Raw genomic sequence first — 14,698 nt, 5'->3', positions numbered from 1 at the left:
CTTGGCACCATACGCTTTCGGTACAGTCCCGCATTCAGCCTGCTCGTCCTATCCGGGATAGGCTGGGCCCGGATGTTCACTCTGCCGGGTCGGCATGCCAGCCCCTTTGTATAGATGGATTCCACCGACAGATGCTGCACAGACAAGCAACCCCATCCACCCACCACGCCGCCGCGTCCTCGACGGCCAGTCTGCTGCCTCTGGTTGTCGATCTCGACGGCACGCTCACGCATTCCGACTCGCTGGTCGAATCGGTGGTGCAGGTGGTCAAGCACTCGCCGCTCAACCTTCTCCGCCTGCCGTTTTGGATGCTTGGTGGGCGCGCGTCCTTCAAGCGTGCGGTGGCGACCCGCACCGATCCAGCGCAACTACATCTGCCGTATCGCCAGGCGCTGCTCGAGTACCTGCGGCAGCAAAGGGCGCTCGGCCGGAAACTGGTTCTGGCGACCGCGGCGCACGAATCGATTGCGCAGAGGGTAGCCAGCGAGCTCGATGTTTTCGACTGTGTTCTGGCGACCTGCGGCGGTGCTAACCTCAAGGGTCAGGCGAAGCTGGCTGCGATCCGTGAGCATGTTGGCGATGATTTCGTCTATGTCGGCGACAGCGCCGCAGACATACCGATATGGCAGTCGTCGCGCGGTGCCGTGTTCGCCAGCGTGTCGTCGCGCACGCGTGCCGCCGTCGGACCGGCTGTTCCGATAGAGCGCGACTTTCCCGACGATCGGAAGCGCCTGCTGCTTTGGCTGCGGGCGCTGCGAGTGCATCAATGGACCAAGAACCTGCTGCTTTTCGTTCCGTTGCTGACGGCATTCTCGTTTTCCGACACGCAGCGCCTGCTCTCGGCGGTGCTCGCCTTCTTCGCCTTCTCGCTTGTTGCGTCAGCCACCTATATGGTCAATGACATCCTAGACCTAGAAAATGATCGCGTGCATCCGCGCAAGCGGCGACGGCCCTTTGCCAGCGGCCAGCTTTCCCTACTGCATGGCCTTGCAGCAGCGGCTTTTACGCTGGCGCTAGGGCTGGTGCTGGCCGCGGTAGTGTCGGTCGGCTTCCTGCTGATGCTGCTGCTCTATCTGCTGCTCACCAGCGCCTATAGCTGGGTAATCAAGAAATATGTGTTGATGGATGTGCTGATGCTCTCGCTGCTCTACACCCTGCGCATTCTGGCCGGTTCGGTGTCGGTGGGCATTGAGGCGAGTTCCTGGCTGCTGGTGTTCTCCGTCTTCATCTTTCTGAGCCTGGCCCTGGTCAAACGCTGTGCCGAACTGACCTCCCTGCAGCAGAGTGGTGAGACTGCGGCGCGCGGGCGTGATTACCGGGTATCAGATCTGACGGTATTGTGGCCCATGGGAATAGGCGCTGCGCTTTCGTCGGTCATTGTATTTGGCCTGTTCATCAGCTCACCCGACACGCAGGCGCGCTATGCGTCGCCAGAGCTGCTGTGGCTGGTCGAGCTGGGACTGATATACTGGCTCGGTCGGTTATGGGTCAAGACCTCGCGCAACGAGATGCACGATGATCCGATGGTTTATGCGATACGCGACGGCGCGAGCCGCGTCACCGTGGCGCTGATGCTAGTCGTCGTGCTCTGCGCGCACACAATTGCGCTAGGCGATCGGGTCGCGGAACCGGCGCAGCCGGTCGGGTCTGTGGTGCCCATTGAGCGAGCAGTAGTGTGACCGCGCCTTTTTTGCCGGGTGTCCGCCCCTCACCCGCCATAGTGCTCGCATTGCTGCTGACCGTGCTAGCGGTCCTGTTCGCCCTGGCGCCGGTGCACGGCGAGTTTTACTGGAGCGACGCACCGCGCCACGCGCTGAACGGTGTCTTCCTCAAAGATTTCATCGCGAATCTGCCGCTGGATGACCCGTCCGCCTACGCCTACCGCTACTACGCGCAGTATCCGGCGCTGACAATCCTGTTCTATCCGCCGCTTTTCTATGTCATCAGCGCACCGTTCTACGCGGTGTTCGGCGTATCGCACGCGACCGCGCTAGGTGTGGTGTACCTTCACTACCTCGCCTTCGCGATAGCGAGTTGGCGGTTGTTCGGTTTCTGGCTGCCAGGCTGGCGCGCACCAGCTGCTGCGTTGATGCTGGTGTGCGCGCCGGAAATCGCATTCTGGGGCCGGCAGATCATGCTGGAGATTCCGGCATTTGCCTTCATGATGTTCAGCGCGCTGTCCTTCATGCACTACCGACGCCACGGTCGGCCGGTTGCACTGTACGTGAGCGCAGCACTGCTGGTGCTGGGACTGTATTCGAAGATCAGCATCGCCTTCATGGCGCCAGTGTTCGTGCTGGTGCTGCTATACGAACGTCGTCTGGCCCTGCTGCGCGATCGCCATGCGTGGATTGCGTTAGTGCTGGCTGCGCTATCGCTCGTTCCGCTGGTCGTGCTCACACTTAAGTTCGGCCAGGCCAATGTGCAGTCGGTGACCGGTGTTGCCGATTCGCGGGTGGCACGCGATACGCTAGCAGGCTGGATCTGGTATCTGCAGCGTATGCCTGCGCAGCTGGGCTGGCCGCTCTGCATCGCCGCGCTAGCTGGGCTTTCAGTACTTTTTCGCGAACGTGGTCAGACGCGTACATTGCAGGTGCGCGCCGATGCCCTGTTCTGGGGGAGCTGGCTGATGCTGGGCTATTTCTTCTATTCGGCCATCGATCTGAAGGAAGCGCGTCACAGTCTTTTCATATTGCCGCCGGTCGTCATGCTGGCCTGCGTTTTTGTGCGTTACGTGGAGCGTTACAGCAGGAGTGTGGTCGCGCTCGGGCTGTGGTTTCTGCTGCCAACGCTCGTACTCGCGCAGACCTTGTTCTACCGGCCGGTATTCCAGGTCCAGGGCTACCGCGAGGCGGTCGACTTCGTCGCACGCAACGCGTCCCGTGATAGCAACGTTATGTTCTCCGGCTACCGCGACGGCGCCTTCATCTTTAATCTGCGCACGCGCGAGGACCGGCGCGATCTCGGGGTCGTTCGGGCGGACAAGCTGCTGCTGAAGGTCGCCGTGAGGCGCGAACTTGGCGTGACCGAAAAGGCGCTGAGCGAGGACGAACTGCGAAGTGAGATCGATCGCCTCGGCGTGCACTATGTGGTTGCCCAGCCCGGCTTCTGGAGCGATTTGGAGGCGATGAAGCGGCTGGAGCGGGTGCTCGCCGCGGCTCCGTTCGAGTTGGTTGCGCGCATTGCGACTGAATCAAACTATCCGTCCAGCGAACAGGGGCTGTTGATTTATCGCAACACGGCAATCGAAGGTGGGACAGCGGCAAGCCGGAAAATAGATTTGCCAATGATCAATCGCTCGATCGAAATCAATCGATAGCTGAAGTTGACCCTTTTCGGTGGACACCCGACCCTTATGGGAGAAGGAGTCCGAGATGCCAAAGACAAGAGCGCCGTACCCGGCGGAATTCCGCCAACAGATCATCGAACTTGCACAGGCCGGCCGCCATCCGGCCGAGTTATCGAGTGAGTTCGGTCCGACCAGCCAGACGATCATCAACTGGGTCGCCCAGGCCGCACGAGACGCCGGCAAGCCCTTGCCCGGCAAGGGGGGGGCTGAGTAGCGCCGAACGGGACGAGCTGAGCCGGCTGCGCCGGAAGAAACGCCAGCTCAAAATGGAGCTCGACATTTTGGCAAAGGCTACGGCCTGGTTTGCCAGAAAGAGCGATGTGGGTTCTCCGACCTCTTCGAACTCGTGATGGCGAACCAGGCCGACTTTCCTGTACGCACGATGTACTGCGTCCTGCGTATCTCGGCCAGCGGCCTTTACGTTTGGAGTACTCGGGCGGCGAGTCCGCGACGCATGGCCAACGCCGTGCTGACCGAACGCATCCGGGCGATTCACAGTGCATCGGATGCGACCTACGGACGCCCACGCGTGCGCGCCGAGTTGCTCGAACAGGGTGAGCGGGTGAGCCACAAGCGCATTGCACGGCTCATGCGCCTTGAGGGTTTGCGTGGCGTAAGCAGCAGGCGCGGCTTTACGGTCACCACACAACGGCATCCGGATCGCGGCCCGGCGCCCGATCTGGTCAAGCGGCGGTTCGTGGCGGATGCGCCGAACCAGTTGTGGGTGGTCGACATGGCCTACGTGCCCACCTGGCAGGGCTTCATTTATCTGGCGACTGTTATCGATGTGTGGAGCTGGCGCGTCGTCGGCTGGTCGATCGGTGAGCACATGCGCGCCGAACTCGTACTCAGCGCGCTGGATATGGCGCTGGGCAGCCGCAAGCCCGAGAGCGTCATCCATCACAGCGATCAGGGGAGCCAGGACGCATCGCTGGCATTCGGCAAGCGCTGTCGCGAAATGGGCGTGCGCCCATCGATGGGCACGGTTGGTGACGCCTACGACAACGCAATGGCCGAGAGCTTCTTTGCCAGCCTGGAGTGCGAACTGATCGACCGCAAGACCTTCCGGACCAAGACCGAAGCGCGTCTGGCCGTCTTCACATGGATCGAGGGCTGGTACAACCCGCGCCGGCGACATTCGGCGCTGGGCTATCTCTCGCCGATGAACTACGAGGAGAAACATCGCGCGGCTCAAGCGAATCCCGACAAACCCGGGTTACCCACCGGGCCGCTCGCCCCCGGCCTGGGTGGGGCCGGCGGCGGCCCCGTGGATAGCCCTGCCATCGAGTACGATCACACGGCTTGATTCTCAAACCACAAACCGTCCACCGGATGGGGGCAACTCCACTTGACCACTTTGAGCTTGAACTTTGTTTGATACTTTTTCATGAAACCCCCTCGAAGTTTGTCCGACTTCTGGGGGTCAGTTCAAACCCGGGGCGATTCAGGCAACCCCAGTTCGGAGGGGCGTAGCTAACGTGGCCTCTATCGTCACGCTTCACTGCGCACTGCCACTTGTGCTGCCGAAGCTGGCTTAACTCCTGGCACAGCAGAATTAGCCGTTGAAGACCGAGGTGAGCACGGTGACGGACGCGAAATCCATGGAGTCTATCTCCGCCGCTTCGCGTACGTCGTCGCGATGAGTTGCGGGCGGTGCCGATTCATCTGTCTAGCTTCCGACAAAGTGCCTCTGTCCGCTGCATGACAGCCATCCATGAGAATTCGCGATGCGCGCGTTCCTGGGCGCGTGCCGCACAAGCGGCACCGAAGCCGGTGCTTTGGTTCAGCAACTGATACAAACCCGCCGTGACCGATGCGAGCGAATTGCCGTTGCAGCGCAGGCCGGTTTTGCCATCGAGCACAGCCGCACCGGTTCCGCCGGCGCTGCCGGCCAGCGAGGTTCTGCCGCAGGCGGCTGCTTCGATGTACACCATGCCGAAGCCCTCAGTGTCGGCACCGACATCTCGATTGGGCATCGCAAAGAGGTCGCAGGCGGCGTACCACAGCGGTAGATCCTCGGCGCTTGCGCCGCCGAGCAGATGAAGCCGCTCCGGCATGCCCGAGCGGGCGCGGATGTCGGCCAGGTAATCGGCATCCTCGCCCTTGCCGATCACAGCGTGATGTACATCTAGCCCGCGAGCCACGAGTTCGGGTACCGATTGCATCACGTAGTCGAAGCCCTTGCGCCGCGTCAGCCGACCGACCGACAGGATGAGCAGCGATTCCGGCTTCAGGCCGAGTGAAGCGCGTAGAGCCGAACCATCCAGGCCGGGGCGGAAGCGCTCGGTGTCGACGCCGGGATGGATGATGACTACGTTACCTGGAGTCACGCCCATATCGAGCAGCAGTCCGCGCGTGAAGTCGCTGTTCGCGATCACCATGTCAGCGCCGCAATAGGCTTCTTTCATCGCCTTGACGCGGCGCGGCTGCCGCCAGGTCGTGATTTCTTCGCCGTGTGCATAGATCACCACCGGCCGCTTCAGCAGGCGCCCGGCGCGCACGGCAACCAGTCCTTCCGGCAACACGCGGCCGGCGTGGATCTGCGTCACCGGATTGCGCCAGCCCACGGCCAGCGTTTTCAGGAAGAATTCCAGGTAAACCGGCAGCGATTCGGGGCGTATCCATGGGTACCGCTTCAACGCCAGGCGGTGAACTGTGTTCGGACTCAGGCGGTCGTGTTCGGCGGCGCCCGGCACATCGGCGGTCAGAATGTGCGTGCCGGCGCCGCCCAGGCGGCGGTAGACCTCGTCGAACCAGACTGCGGTGCCGCCCTTGGTCGGCTGGAACAGCTCGGTCAGCACCAGATAGCGGGCATCCTGCCGGATTGTGTTGGAGTTCATGGTGTCAGGTATCCAGCGAGGCGTCCGGGTGCGCTTCGAGCCATTGCTCCAGCATCATCAGCACCCATATCATCACGCCGTAGTAGGACGCATGCTCGCTGCGATGACGCTCCAGCAGATGAGCGACGAAGGTCGGCTGAACGATGCCACGCTGCGCCAGCGCGTCCAGCGACTGTGCCGCCATGCGACCCAGTTGCGGGTCCTGCTGCATCCACAGCCCGAAGGGCAGACCAAAGCCGTGCTTGGACTTCGTGATCGTGGCCTGGGGGAGGAAATCCTTCAGCGCGTCCTTGAAGAACCAGCGCAACTGTCCGTTGCGTACCTTGTAGTCCGCCGGCAGTTTGGCCGAAAACGCCATCAGGCGCTCGTCGAGCAGCGGGTACCGCACATCTATGTCGGCCAGTTCGCACATGCCGGACACCTTGCGCAAGTCGCTGTCGGCCAGCGTCTGCTTGAGGTCGAGATGCATCATGCGGTTGACCATGGCCTGCGACTGCGTCCGACCATACACCTCGCGTGCGAACTTCAGCGGTCGTGCGGTATCGATGCCGCGCAGCAGTCCGGCCGGAAGAATGGTTTCGGCCCCTTCACGCTCGACGTGGTTGAACACCTCCATGCGGTCGGGCAGCGGGATGCTCGCGCGCTTGACGTAATTGCGTGCCTTGCGCAGCACGCCCACCGCCAGCGCATCGGGAAGGTGACCGACGCTGCCGTTGAGCAGGGCGCGCAGCGGCGCCGGCACGCTGCCGTAGCGCTCGAATACCTCCTGATCGGCGTAGCGCGCGTTGCCGCCGAAGATTTCGTCGCCGCCGTCTCCGGCCAGCATCAGCGACCGTCCGTCGGCACGCGCCATCTGCGCGCAGAAATAGGTCGGCACTGCAGATGCGTTGCCGAAGGGCTCGTCGTAAAGGGCAGCGATCTTCGGAATCGCGGTGGCCACATCCGATGGCGTCACATAGTACTCGTGAGTGCGACAACCGAAATGTCCCGCCGCAATGCGCGCGAATTCCATCTCGTCGAAGCCGTCCGCATCGAAACCGATCGAATAGGTGTCCGGGCCGCGACCGGCCACGCGCGCCATCATGCCGGCCACGGTCGAACTGTCGGTGCCGCCGCTGAGGAAGGCACCGACAGGGTCGCCGGTGCCGGCATCGCGCACCGAATTTTCGAGCAGTTCGCGGAACTCCGCCGCGTAACGGGCGTAATCGTCCGGCGTGTCGTCCGCGTAGGGCATCGTCCAGTAGAAACCGGTCTTGAGCTCGCCCGCGAGCAGATGGACATACTGCGCCGGCAGCAGCTTGAACACGTCACGGTAGATGGTGGCCGGCGCCGGCACCATGTGGCTGTAAACGTAATCGTAGAGGGCCTGCGGATCGATGTCCGGCCGCACCGCCGGATGTGCGGTCACCGCGTCGGCATTAGCGCCGAAAACCAGTGTCGAACCGCGCTGTGCATAGCAAAGCGTGTGCGTGCCAACCCGGTCGATGGCGAGCAGGCCTTCTTCGCGATCGCTGTCGAGCACGGAGAGCGAGAACGAACCGTGCAGGGCGCCGAGCAGGGCCGGACCGCGTTCGCGCCAGGTGTGGAGCACCGACTGCGCCATGCCGGTGTGCGCTGCGCGCGCCTGCAGGTCGGCATCGGACCATGTCGGGCGCCCCGCCAGCGCGATCAGCAGCGCGCCGTCCTTGCACACTTCGATGGCGCCCGGATGGGCGCGCACCGCGACCGCCGCACCGGCGTTCAATCGATACTGAACGCTCGAGCTGGACAGACCGCCGAGCCGCTGCGCCATGCGTTGTACGCCGGATACCGGGTCGTCCACCTTCGCCGGTGGCGGTCGGGCACCTTCAAGCCAGCCGCATATCTTGCTCATCGTCATCCCTTTCATTGCGGACGCAGCGCCCGATCGAATCGTTGAGGTGCGTCTTCATTCTTTGGCCGCCAGCAAATCGGTATAGAGCCGGCTGTAATCATGTGCAACCGATTCCAGCGAAAAACTGTCTTCCGCGATGCGACGGCCATTGCGACCCAGATCGCGACCACCGGGTGACAGGGCGCCGATGACGGCACTGGCCAGGGCCGTCGCGTCGTCGGGCTGGTAGGTGTAGCCCGTGCGGCCGTCCTGCACGAGGTCGCGCGTGCCGCTGACATCGGCCGCGACGCAGGGCAGACCGCTGGCCATCGCCTCCAGCACGACATTCGGCAACCCTTCACGATGCGACGGCAGCACCAGCACATCGGCCGCGCGCAGGTAGTCGTCGATATCCGTCGCGTGTGCCCGCAGGCAGAAATGCCGCGGTGCCTCCGTCTGCAGGCCGCGCAGTCGCCCGATCAGTTCGCCGCTCGTATCCTCGCGGCTCTGCGGGCCGATCGCCAGCAGCAGTGCATCGGTACCGAACGCATCCTGCGCCACCCATTGCCGCGCCAGCCATTCGATGTTCTTTCGATCGTCCATGACGCCGGCGTACAGCGCGAGCGGCCGGTCCGACGGCAGATCGAGCCGCGCGCGGGCGCGCTGGCGCTCCGCCGCATCGACCGGATGAAACAGCGCCGTGTCGACCCCGTTGGGCAGATAGTGGATACGTTGCGACGGCACGCCGCAATCGCTGAACTCGCGCACCAGGTCGCGGCTGATCGCGACGCAGGCATCGACCCGGCGCAGCAGAGCGAGGTGCAGGCGGCCCGACACCGTGCGCCCGATGCTGTACAGGTCATCGTTCGCCAGACTTGCCTTGACGATGGATTTCAGACCTGCAGCGCGGGCCAGCGGACCGACGATGGAGTTGGTGTAGTAGGCGCCGTGGCTGTGCAGCAGGTCGAAGTCGCGACGACGTTTCCAGACATACGCGCACAGGTTGAACCACAGCCGCAGTTCGCGATGCTTGCGGCGTCGGCCGGCGTACAGGCGCTTGACCGGAAAACCGTCGACGACATCGTCTTCAGGCAGATCACGCCAGCGCACCGTGACGAACTCGACGTGATGTCCGAGCCGGCGCAACTGACGCGCGAGCATCAGGGCCTGCTGTGCGGCACCGCTGAACTCGGGCGGGAAATAGGTCGAGTACATCAGTATTCGCAGGCTCGGCGGCGCGTTGGCCGGAGCGGCTGTGCCGTCCTGCGGATGAAGGGTGCTGTGTGCGCGGTGCAGGCTCATGCGTGCCGGATGCGGGCAAAGGCTGAATGGGCGCTACTGTAGCCGAGGCAACGTGTCACCGGCGAGGGCAGATGCCGCACTGGCGCGCTGTGCGAGCCACGCGGAGAGATTCAGCAACGCCCACACGCGGTGTGCGGCTGCGTCGTCGCCGGCCAGAAAACGGTCGCGCCAGCGTGCGACTTCGATGACGTCCAGCGGCAGGCGTTCAATGTCCGCCGCATCGCCCAGATAGCGGCGCACGAGGCGGCATTCTCGATGGCGCAGCACGCGGATCAGATCGATGTTGAAACCGCGTTTGGGCGTGTTCCAGATGTCCTCCGGCACATGCCGCGCAAGCAAGTCGCGCAACAGGCGCTTCGGGCGCTCGGGGCGCCAGCACCAGTCCGCTGGCAATGCCCGCAGCAGGGCGGCGACCGCCGGGTCGCCGAACGGCTGTTCGACGCGCAGTCCGGTTGCCAGCGCTGCCTGCTGCAGGCGGTCGTCCGGCAGGGCCAGACCCTGCAGTACCGACTGACGCATCAGGTGCGAGGCATCGCGCAGCGCCTCGTACTGGCGATGGAAGTTCGTCACGGACAGATCGGGTGCTCGGCCGGTCAGACTTTCGATGTCGTTCGGCGTGAAGCCCTGCCAGCGGATGAACAGATCCTGCGGTGCATCGAAATCGAACATGCGCGCGTAGCCGCCGAGACCGGGCAGGGCGTGCAGCAGCGAAGCGCCTGCACGCCTGAGAGCCGGCGGCCAGGGGGCGATCCAGTCATGTGCCAAGCGGCGCCAGCGCGCCGGCATTTCGCCGGCCAGCGCTTCGGCGCCGGTGCCGTCGAGCACCCGGTCCGCGTGCTGCATGCAGGCTTCGAACGCAAGCCGGGTCGGCATGCCTGCCGGATCGCAGTACGGTTGTTCGGCCTGCGCGTGGGCGCGATGAAAGCTGCTTTCCAGCGCCTCGATGTCCGGACGCACGATGTGATGTTCGACACCGAGGTGACGGGCCACCTGCGCCGCGGTGGCCGACTCGTCGAGCGAAGGCGTGTCGAAGCCGACGGTGAAGGCCTTGACGGGAAAACCGCTGTGCCGGGCCAGCGCACACAGCAGAGCGGAGTCGATGCCGCCGCTCAGAAAGCAGCCGGGTGCCGGCGAGCCGTCGAGCCGTCGGGCGATGGCGGCGCTCAGGCTCGTCTCGACCGCATCGCAGGCGGCGCCGTAGTCGGGCGGCGCGTCGGCTGCCGTCGCCGGGGGCGGTGCGGCATGCCCTCCCTGCGCGTCGAAGCGCATCGCACAGCCCGCAGCCAGGGCGTGGATGCCCTCGTAGATCGTATTCGGCGCGGCGATGTCGAGAAAGCGCAGGTATTCGTGCAGGCCGCTGTCCGATAGCACGGGTGCTGTCTGACAGCGTGCGACAAGTAGATCGAGCCGTGTCGCGAAATGGATGCAGCCGTTGCGGTCGCGATGCCAGAACAGGCCGACCGAACCGGCCGGATCGCGTGCCAGTACGAGGCGACCTTCCCCCGCATCGCAGGCGACCATCGCATAGCGGCCGTCCGGCAGCGCTGCCACGCCCTGAAGCAGACCGTCGCCCGTGGCGTCCTGCATTCCGAACAGCGTGCCGGCGATGGCCGCCTGCCCGCGCACGCAGGCAAGCCAGGCCCAGTCGCCATGCAGTGCGAGCGCCTCGCCATCGCGGGCGTGCGGATCGAAACGTCCGCAGGCGATGGTCACGCGCGCACGCCTTGCCAGACGTGGGTCATCGCGCGCAGTGGTTGCCCGGCGAGGATGGCCTGGCGGGCGAGCGCCCGGTGCTCGCGCCGCTGCAGTGTGCGGATGCGTGGCTCGAGATGGCGCGCCTGCGGCAGGCCTTTCAGGCGCGCGAGTACCGCGATGTAGGCCTCGTGCATGGCGCGCGTGTCGCGCGACAGGTTGTCGCCATGGCGCCGGCGCCACAGCGCGGTCTGCGCATGCCAGATCAGCGGGAAGCGGGCTGCCACGCGCAGCCACAGATCAAGGTCTTCGACCCGTTGCAGCGCGCTGTCGAAGCCGCCCAGTGCATCGAATGCCTCGCGGCGCATGATGACGGTGCCGGTGGTGATGAAATCGGCATCGAGCAGTTTGTCCAGCGCATCGACCACGCGCGCCGCGTCGCCGAAGAACGCCACATCGCGCCCGCCCTTAACAAACAGCGTGTGCGCGTGGAAGTGCGGGTTGCCATCCCGGTCGTCAAACTGGCGGCAATCGCCGAACACCATGGCGGCATCGGGCGTTGCATCGAGCAGGGCGAGCCGGGCCGCGCAGCTGTCGGGCGGCCACAGGTCGTCAGCGTCGAGAAAGGCGATGTAGCGCGAGTGGCTGGCCGCCACGCCCGCATTGCGCGCAGCGGACGGGCCCGCAGTGGGGCTGTCGATGATGCGGGCACCTGTCGCGAGCGCGATGTTCGCGGTCTGGTCGCTGCAGCGGTCGGTCACGACGATGATGTCGGGTACGGTCGGCAGCGCCTGCGTGCGGACGCTGTCGATCGCCGCGGCGATCCAGCGGGCGGCGTTGTGTGCCGGAATGATGACCGACAGCACCGTGCTCATCCGCGTGTCAGACCGTGCGGCCGGTCAGCATGGCCAGGGCCAGCGACGCAACCAGCCGGCCATGCGACAGCGGTGCGAGCTTGAGCGCCTGAAACAGATCCTGCAGCGCGGCCCGGCGATCGCCGTCGCGATAGCGCCACTTCGCGTAATCGGCCAGCACGCTGGCGCGGCAGGCGCGCCAATAGGCATCCTGCTTGGCGGCAGGCAGCAGCGGTCGGTTCTTGTCCAGACAATCGAGCGCGCCACGGCGCATGGCTTCCCGGTTGCGGCTTACGCTGCCGGCGTTGCGGGTCACCACGACCTGGCGATCCGGAATGCAGGCATAGCGCGCGGCTGCAGCCAGGCGCACCCAGAGGTCGGTATCCTCGGCGCCGCGCAGCCGTGCATCGAAGCCATCGGTGCCGTCGAGCAGCGTCCTGCGCACCATGACCGACGAAGCGCCACCGGCCACCGCGGCATGGCCACCAAGGATGCGGGCAACCAGATCGTCGGTGCTGGCGGGGCAACCCCACTCGCCAACCACTGTGCCGTCCTCGGATTGCAGTTCAGTCGCAGAGGAACAGAAACCCAGATCCGGGTCGGCGTCCATCAGCGCGACCTGTTGCGCCAGCTTCGCCGGCCGCCACCAGTCATCGCTGTCGAGGAAGGCGACCAGTTCGCCCCGCGCGGCAGCTATGCCGGCATTGCGTGCGGCTGACATGCCGGCGTTCGCCTGGCGGATGACACGCAGCGTGTCGCCACGGCGCGCCAGCAAGGCCGGCGTATCGTCCGTGCTGCCGTCGTCGACGACGATGGTTTCGAAATCGATGAAGGTCTGTGCGCGCAGCGAATCCAGCGCGCGGTCAATGCACCACGCACAGTTCCAGGCAGGCATGACGACGCTGACGCGCGGAGTGCTCATGACGCGTTGTCGTAACCGAGGCGTGCCTGCATCGGTGCGATGCGATCAAGGATGCGCTCGATCAGCTCCGGGTTCTGGCTCTTCCACTTGGCCTTCGAGGGCTTGCCCTTGACGATGCTGGTGGGGCGTTGATCCAGCGTGCGGCATCGCTGTTCGATGTCTGCGGTGAAATCCAGGTCCAGCCGCGCGTAGACGTCGCGGAACATGTCGACCGGACGTTCGAACAGGTCTTCATAGCGCAGCTGTATCCAGAGTTCAGTCGGCAACTGACTGGCTGCGTCAAGTGCAAGCTGGTTGGCGCTGATCCACTGGAAAGCGCACACCTCCTCGACCGGCGAATGGTTGTACGCCTGCCAGCCGGGCGCAAGAAAGAATGCCCAGTCGTCGTATTCGCCGCCGTTGATCGCCACCGGTTCCGGAAATTCTCCGAGGAACTGCGACAGATGGAAGTCGCCGTCGGTGCGGCCCAGCCGCCAGCCATCGATCATCGAACTGATGTTGTCGCGACCGTCGCGCTGGATGAACACGAACTTGGCGTCCGGGAACAGCGCGTGCAGATAGCCGACGCGCATCACGTTGATGCAGGTCTTGTCGAGCACGCGTCCGCTGCCCAGGCGCTGATAGAAGAAGCGCAGCGCGGCGTCGCGATGTTCCGGACTGGCGTGTTCGGCAGCCGCCGCTTCTGAATGCCAACCATTGTTCAGCGGACCATACAGTTCGTTCCAGAACTGCGGAATTTCGAAACCGAGATTCACCAGCTGTTTTGACGCACCCAGCGTTTCGAAGGTGACCGTGGTGCCGGAACGCGAACAGCCGATCAGGAACACGGGCGCCGGTGACGTGGGACGCGTGGCGTCCCACCAGGCACCGCGTGCCTGACGGCCCAACTCGATCAGATTCTTGGTGACGATCTCGGGGTCACGCAGCTTGTGCAGTTTGCTGAGCATGGACATGGGCTACTGGATGGCCTCCTTCAGCGATTCTTCAGCGCGCCGTGCAACTCACCCAGCGCAGCCGCAAAACGCACCAGATAATGACGACGTCGCGCAGAGTCGAGCGACAGGGCAACCGACCCCATGCACATGATGCACTTGCGAATCATGTAGGCAGCCGGCTTGATTCGATCGACGCGCGCAGACGACGATGAACGATGGAAGGCCTTGCGCACGACATAGCTGGTCTGGAGCCTCGCACCGTCGACGTAGTGATACTGGGTCATCTGCGGTCTGTACACGAGGCGGGCACCCTGGGAGAGCCCGCGCAATATCCAGTCGATGTCTTCCGCCCCTCCGAGGTCGTGGCCCTGCGGGCCAAGCTCGATCGAGAACATGCCGATGCGTTCCAGCCATCCTGTGCGCACGGCAAGGTTGCCGCCGCCCGGAATCGCGGTGCCACGGCCCAGCGTTTTGGGTTCGTCCCCCAGGTCGAATCGAGGCACCGGCAGCGGATACACCCGGTAGCGCCCTTGTTCGTGCACCCACGCGGGCTCGCTGCCGTCCCAGTCGGGCAGGATGCGTCCGCACAGCAGATCGATATCCGGCTCGCTCTGGAAAGTCTGGCAGACGGCTTCGAGATATCCCGCATCGACGCGGTGATCGTCATCGACAAAGGCAACGACATCTCCGTCCAGCGTCGATAAGGCCCGGTTAAGCGCGTGCGACTTGCCGGGCCGCATTTCGTGTTCGAAAGTCAGCGGGCGTGCTCCCGACCGGGCAGCGAGGTAATCCAGCGTGTCATCGTTGCAGGCATTCGCGATGACACGAATGCCGATCTGCCAGCCGGATGGATGGCGCGCGGCATCGATTGAAGCCAGCACTTTTTCCAGCAAGGCGCGGCGGTTGTGCGTACAGATCAGGACGGTGAGAGCAGGCATTTTCCGGCGCCGGA

General features: G+C 64.5%; 10 protein-coding genes and 1 pseudogene. 3 read left to right on the top strand and 8 right to left on the bottom strand.

Translation table 11 applies throughout. The annotated features are described in order from the left end of the window. Positions 1-131: 131 nt before the first annotated feature. The 3 genes and pseudogenes from BSY238_RS05315 to BSY238_RS17990 all read left to right on the top strand — a co-directional run. Positions 132-1,679 (top strand): UbiA family prenyltransferase, encoded by a 1,548-nt coding sequence (locus BSY238_RS05315; RefSeq protein ID WP_069038220.1) that lies wholly within the window; start codon positions 132-134, stop codon positions 1,677-1,679. After that, positions 1,676-3,319: an ArnT family glycosyltransferase gene (locus BSY238_RS05310; RefSeq protein WP_069038219.1), complete on the top strand. Its 1,644-nt coding sequence runs from the start codon at positions 1,676-1,678 to the stop codon at positions 3,317-3,319. Before BSY238_RS05315 ends, BSY238_RS05310 begins: the two co-directional genes overlap by 4 nt. Before the next feature lie 55 nt (positions 3,320-3,374). Next, positions 3,375-4,529 (top strand): annotated as a pseudogene (locus BSY238_RS17990) (IS3 family transposase); the annotation flags it as partial. A gap of 481 nt (positions 4,530-5,010) precedes the next feature. Here the strand turns inward: BSY238_RS17990 and BSY238_RS05295 are convergent. The 8 genes from BSY238_RS05295 to BSY238_RS05260 are packed head-to-tail and all read right to left on the bottom strand — an operon-like array spanning position 5,011 to position 14,684. After that, a complete protein-coding gene (locus BSY238_RS05295) occupies positions 5,011-6,189 on the bottom strand; it encodes a glycosyltransferase family 4 protein (RefSeq protein WP_069038217.1) in 1,179 nt (392 codons plus the stop codon). 4 nt (positions 6,190-6,193) lie between these two features. After that, positions 6,194-8,062 (bottom strand): asparagine synthase, encoded by a 1,869-nt coding sequence (locus tag BSY238_RS05290; RefSeq protein WP_069040472.1) that lies wholly within the window; start codon positions 8,060-8,062, stop codon positions 6,194-6,196. Positions 8,063-8,116: 54 nt separating this feature from the next. Next, a complete protein-coding gene (locus tag BSY238_RS05285) occupies positions 8,117-9,343 on the bottom strand; it encodes a glycosyltransferase family 4 protein (RefSeq protein WP_069038216.1) in 1,227 nt (408 codons plus the stop codon). 33 nt (positions 9,344-9,376) lie between these two features. Beyond that, on the bottom strand, positions 9,377-11,056 hold the full coding sequence (locus tag BSY238_RS05280) for an asparagine synthetase B family protein (protein ID WP_083223930.1): 1,680 nt from the start codon (positions 11,054-11,056) through the stop codon (positions 9,377-9,379). After that, entirely contained in the window at positions 11,053-11,910 is an 858-nt protein-coding gene (locus BSY238_RS05275; RefSeq protein WP_223300276.1) for a glycosyltransferase family 2 protein, read from the bottom strand. The genes BSY238_RS05280 and BSY238_RS05275 overlap by 4 nt, the downstream gene beginning before the upstream one ends. Before the next feature lie 7 nt (positions 11,911-11,917). Further along, the gene (locus tag BSY238_RS05270) at positions 11,918-12,811 is read right to left on the bottom strand and encodes a glycosyltransferase family 2 protein (RefSeq protein WP_069038215.1); all 894 of its coding nucleotides are present in this window, start codon (positions 12,809-12,811) and stop codon (positions 11,918-11,920) included. Next, the gene (locus tag BSY238_RS05265) at positions 12,808-13,758 is read right to left on the bottom strand and encodes a sulfotransferase family protein (RefSeq protein WP_083224126.1); all 951 of its coding nucleotides are present in this window, start codon (positions 13,756-13,758) and stop codon (positions 12,808-12,810) included. The genes BSY238_RS05270 and BSY238_RS05265 overlap by 4 nt, the downstream gene beginning before the upstream one ends. A 26-nt stretch (positions 13,759-13,784) precedes the next feature. Continuing rightward, on the bottom strand, positions 13,785-14,684 hold the full coding sequence (locus tag BSY238_RS05260) for a glycosyltransferase family 2 protein (protein WP_069038213.1): 900 nt from the start codon (positions 14,682-14,684) through the stop codon (positions 13,785-13,787). Positions 14,685-14,698 lie beyond the last annotated feature (14 nt).

The organism is Methyloversatilis sp. RAC08 (genome assembly GCF_001713355.1).
Lineage (GTDB): Bacteria > Pseudomonadota > Gammaproteobacteria > Burkholderiales > Rhodocyclaceae > Methyloversatilis.
Note: the sequence above shows the minus strand (reverse complement) of the source record. Positions and strands in the feature narration are given on the sequence as shown.

Excerpts from the sequence above, each read along its gene's own strand:
- BSY238_RS05295 (WP_069038217.1), bottom strand. The coding sequence starts at position 6,189 with ATGAACTCCAACACAATCCGGCAGGATGCCCGCTATCTGGTGCTGACC.
- BSY238_RS05275 (WP_223300276.1), bottom strand. The coding sequence starts at position 11,910 with ATGAGCACGGTGCTGTCGGTCATCATTCCGGCACACAACGCCGCCCGC.
- BSY238_RS05270 (WP_069038215.1), bottom strand. The coding sequence starts at position 12,811 with ATGAGCACTCCGCGCGTCAGCGTCGTCATGCCTGCCTGGAACTGTGCG.
- BSY238_RS05315 (WP_069038220.1), top strand. The coding sequence starts at position 132 with ATGCTGCACAGACAAGCAACCCCATCCACCCACCACGCCGCCGCGTCC.
- BSY238_RS05265 (WP_083224126.1), bottom strand. The coding sequence starts at position 13,758 with ATGCTCAGCAAACTGCACAAGCTGCGTGACCCCGAGATCGTCACCAAG.
- BSY238_RS05260 (WP_069038213.1), bottom strand. The coding sequence starts at position 14,684 with ATGCCTGCTCTCACCGTCCTGATCTGTACGCACAACCGCCGCGCCTTG.
- BSY238_RS05290 (WP_069040472.1), bottom strand. The coding sequence starts at position 8,062 with ATGAGCAAGATATGCGGCTGGCTTGAAGGTGCCCGACCGCCACCGGCG.
- BSY238_RS05285 (WP_069038216.1), bottom strand. The coding sequence starts at position 9,343 with ATGAGCCTGCACCGCGCACACAGCACCCTTCATCCGCAGGACGGCACA.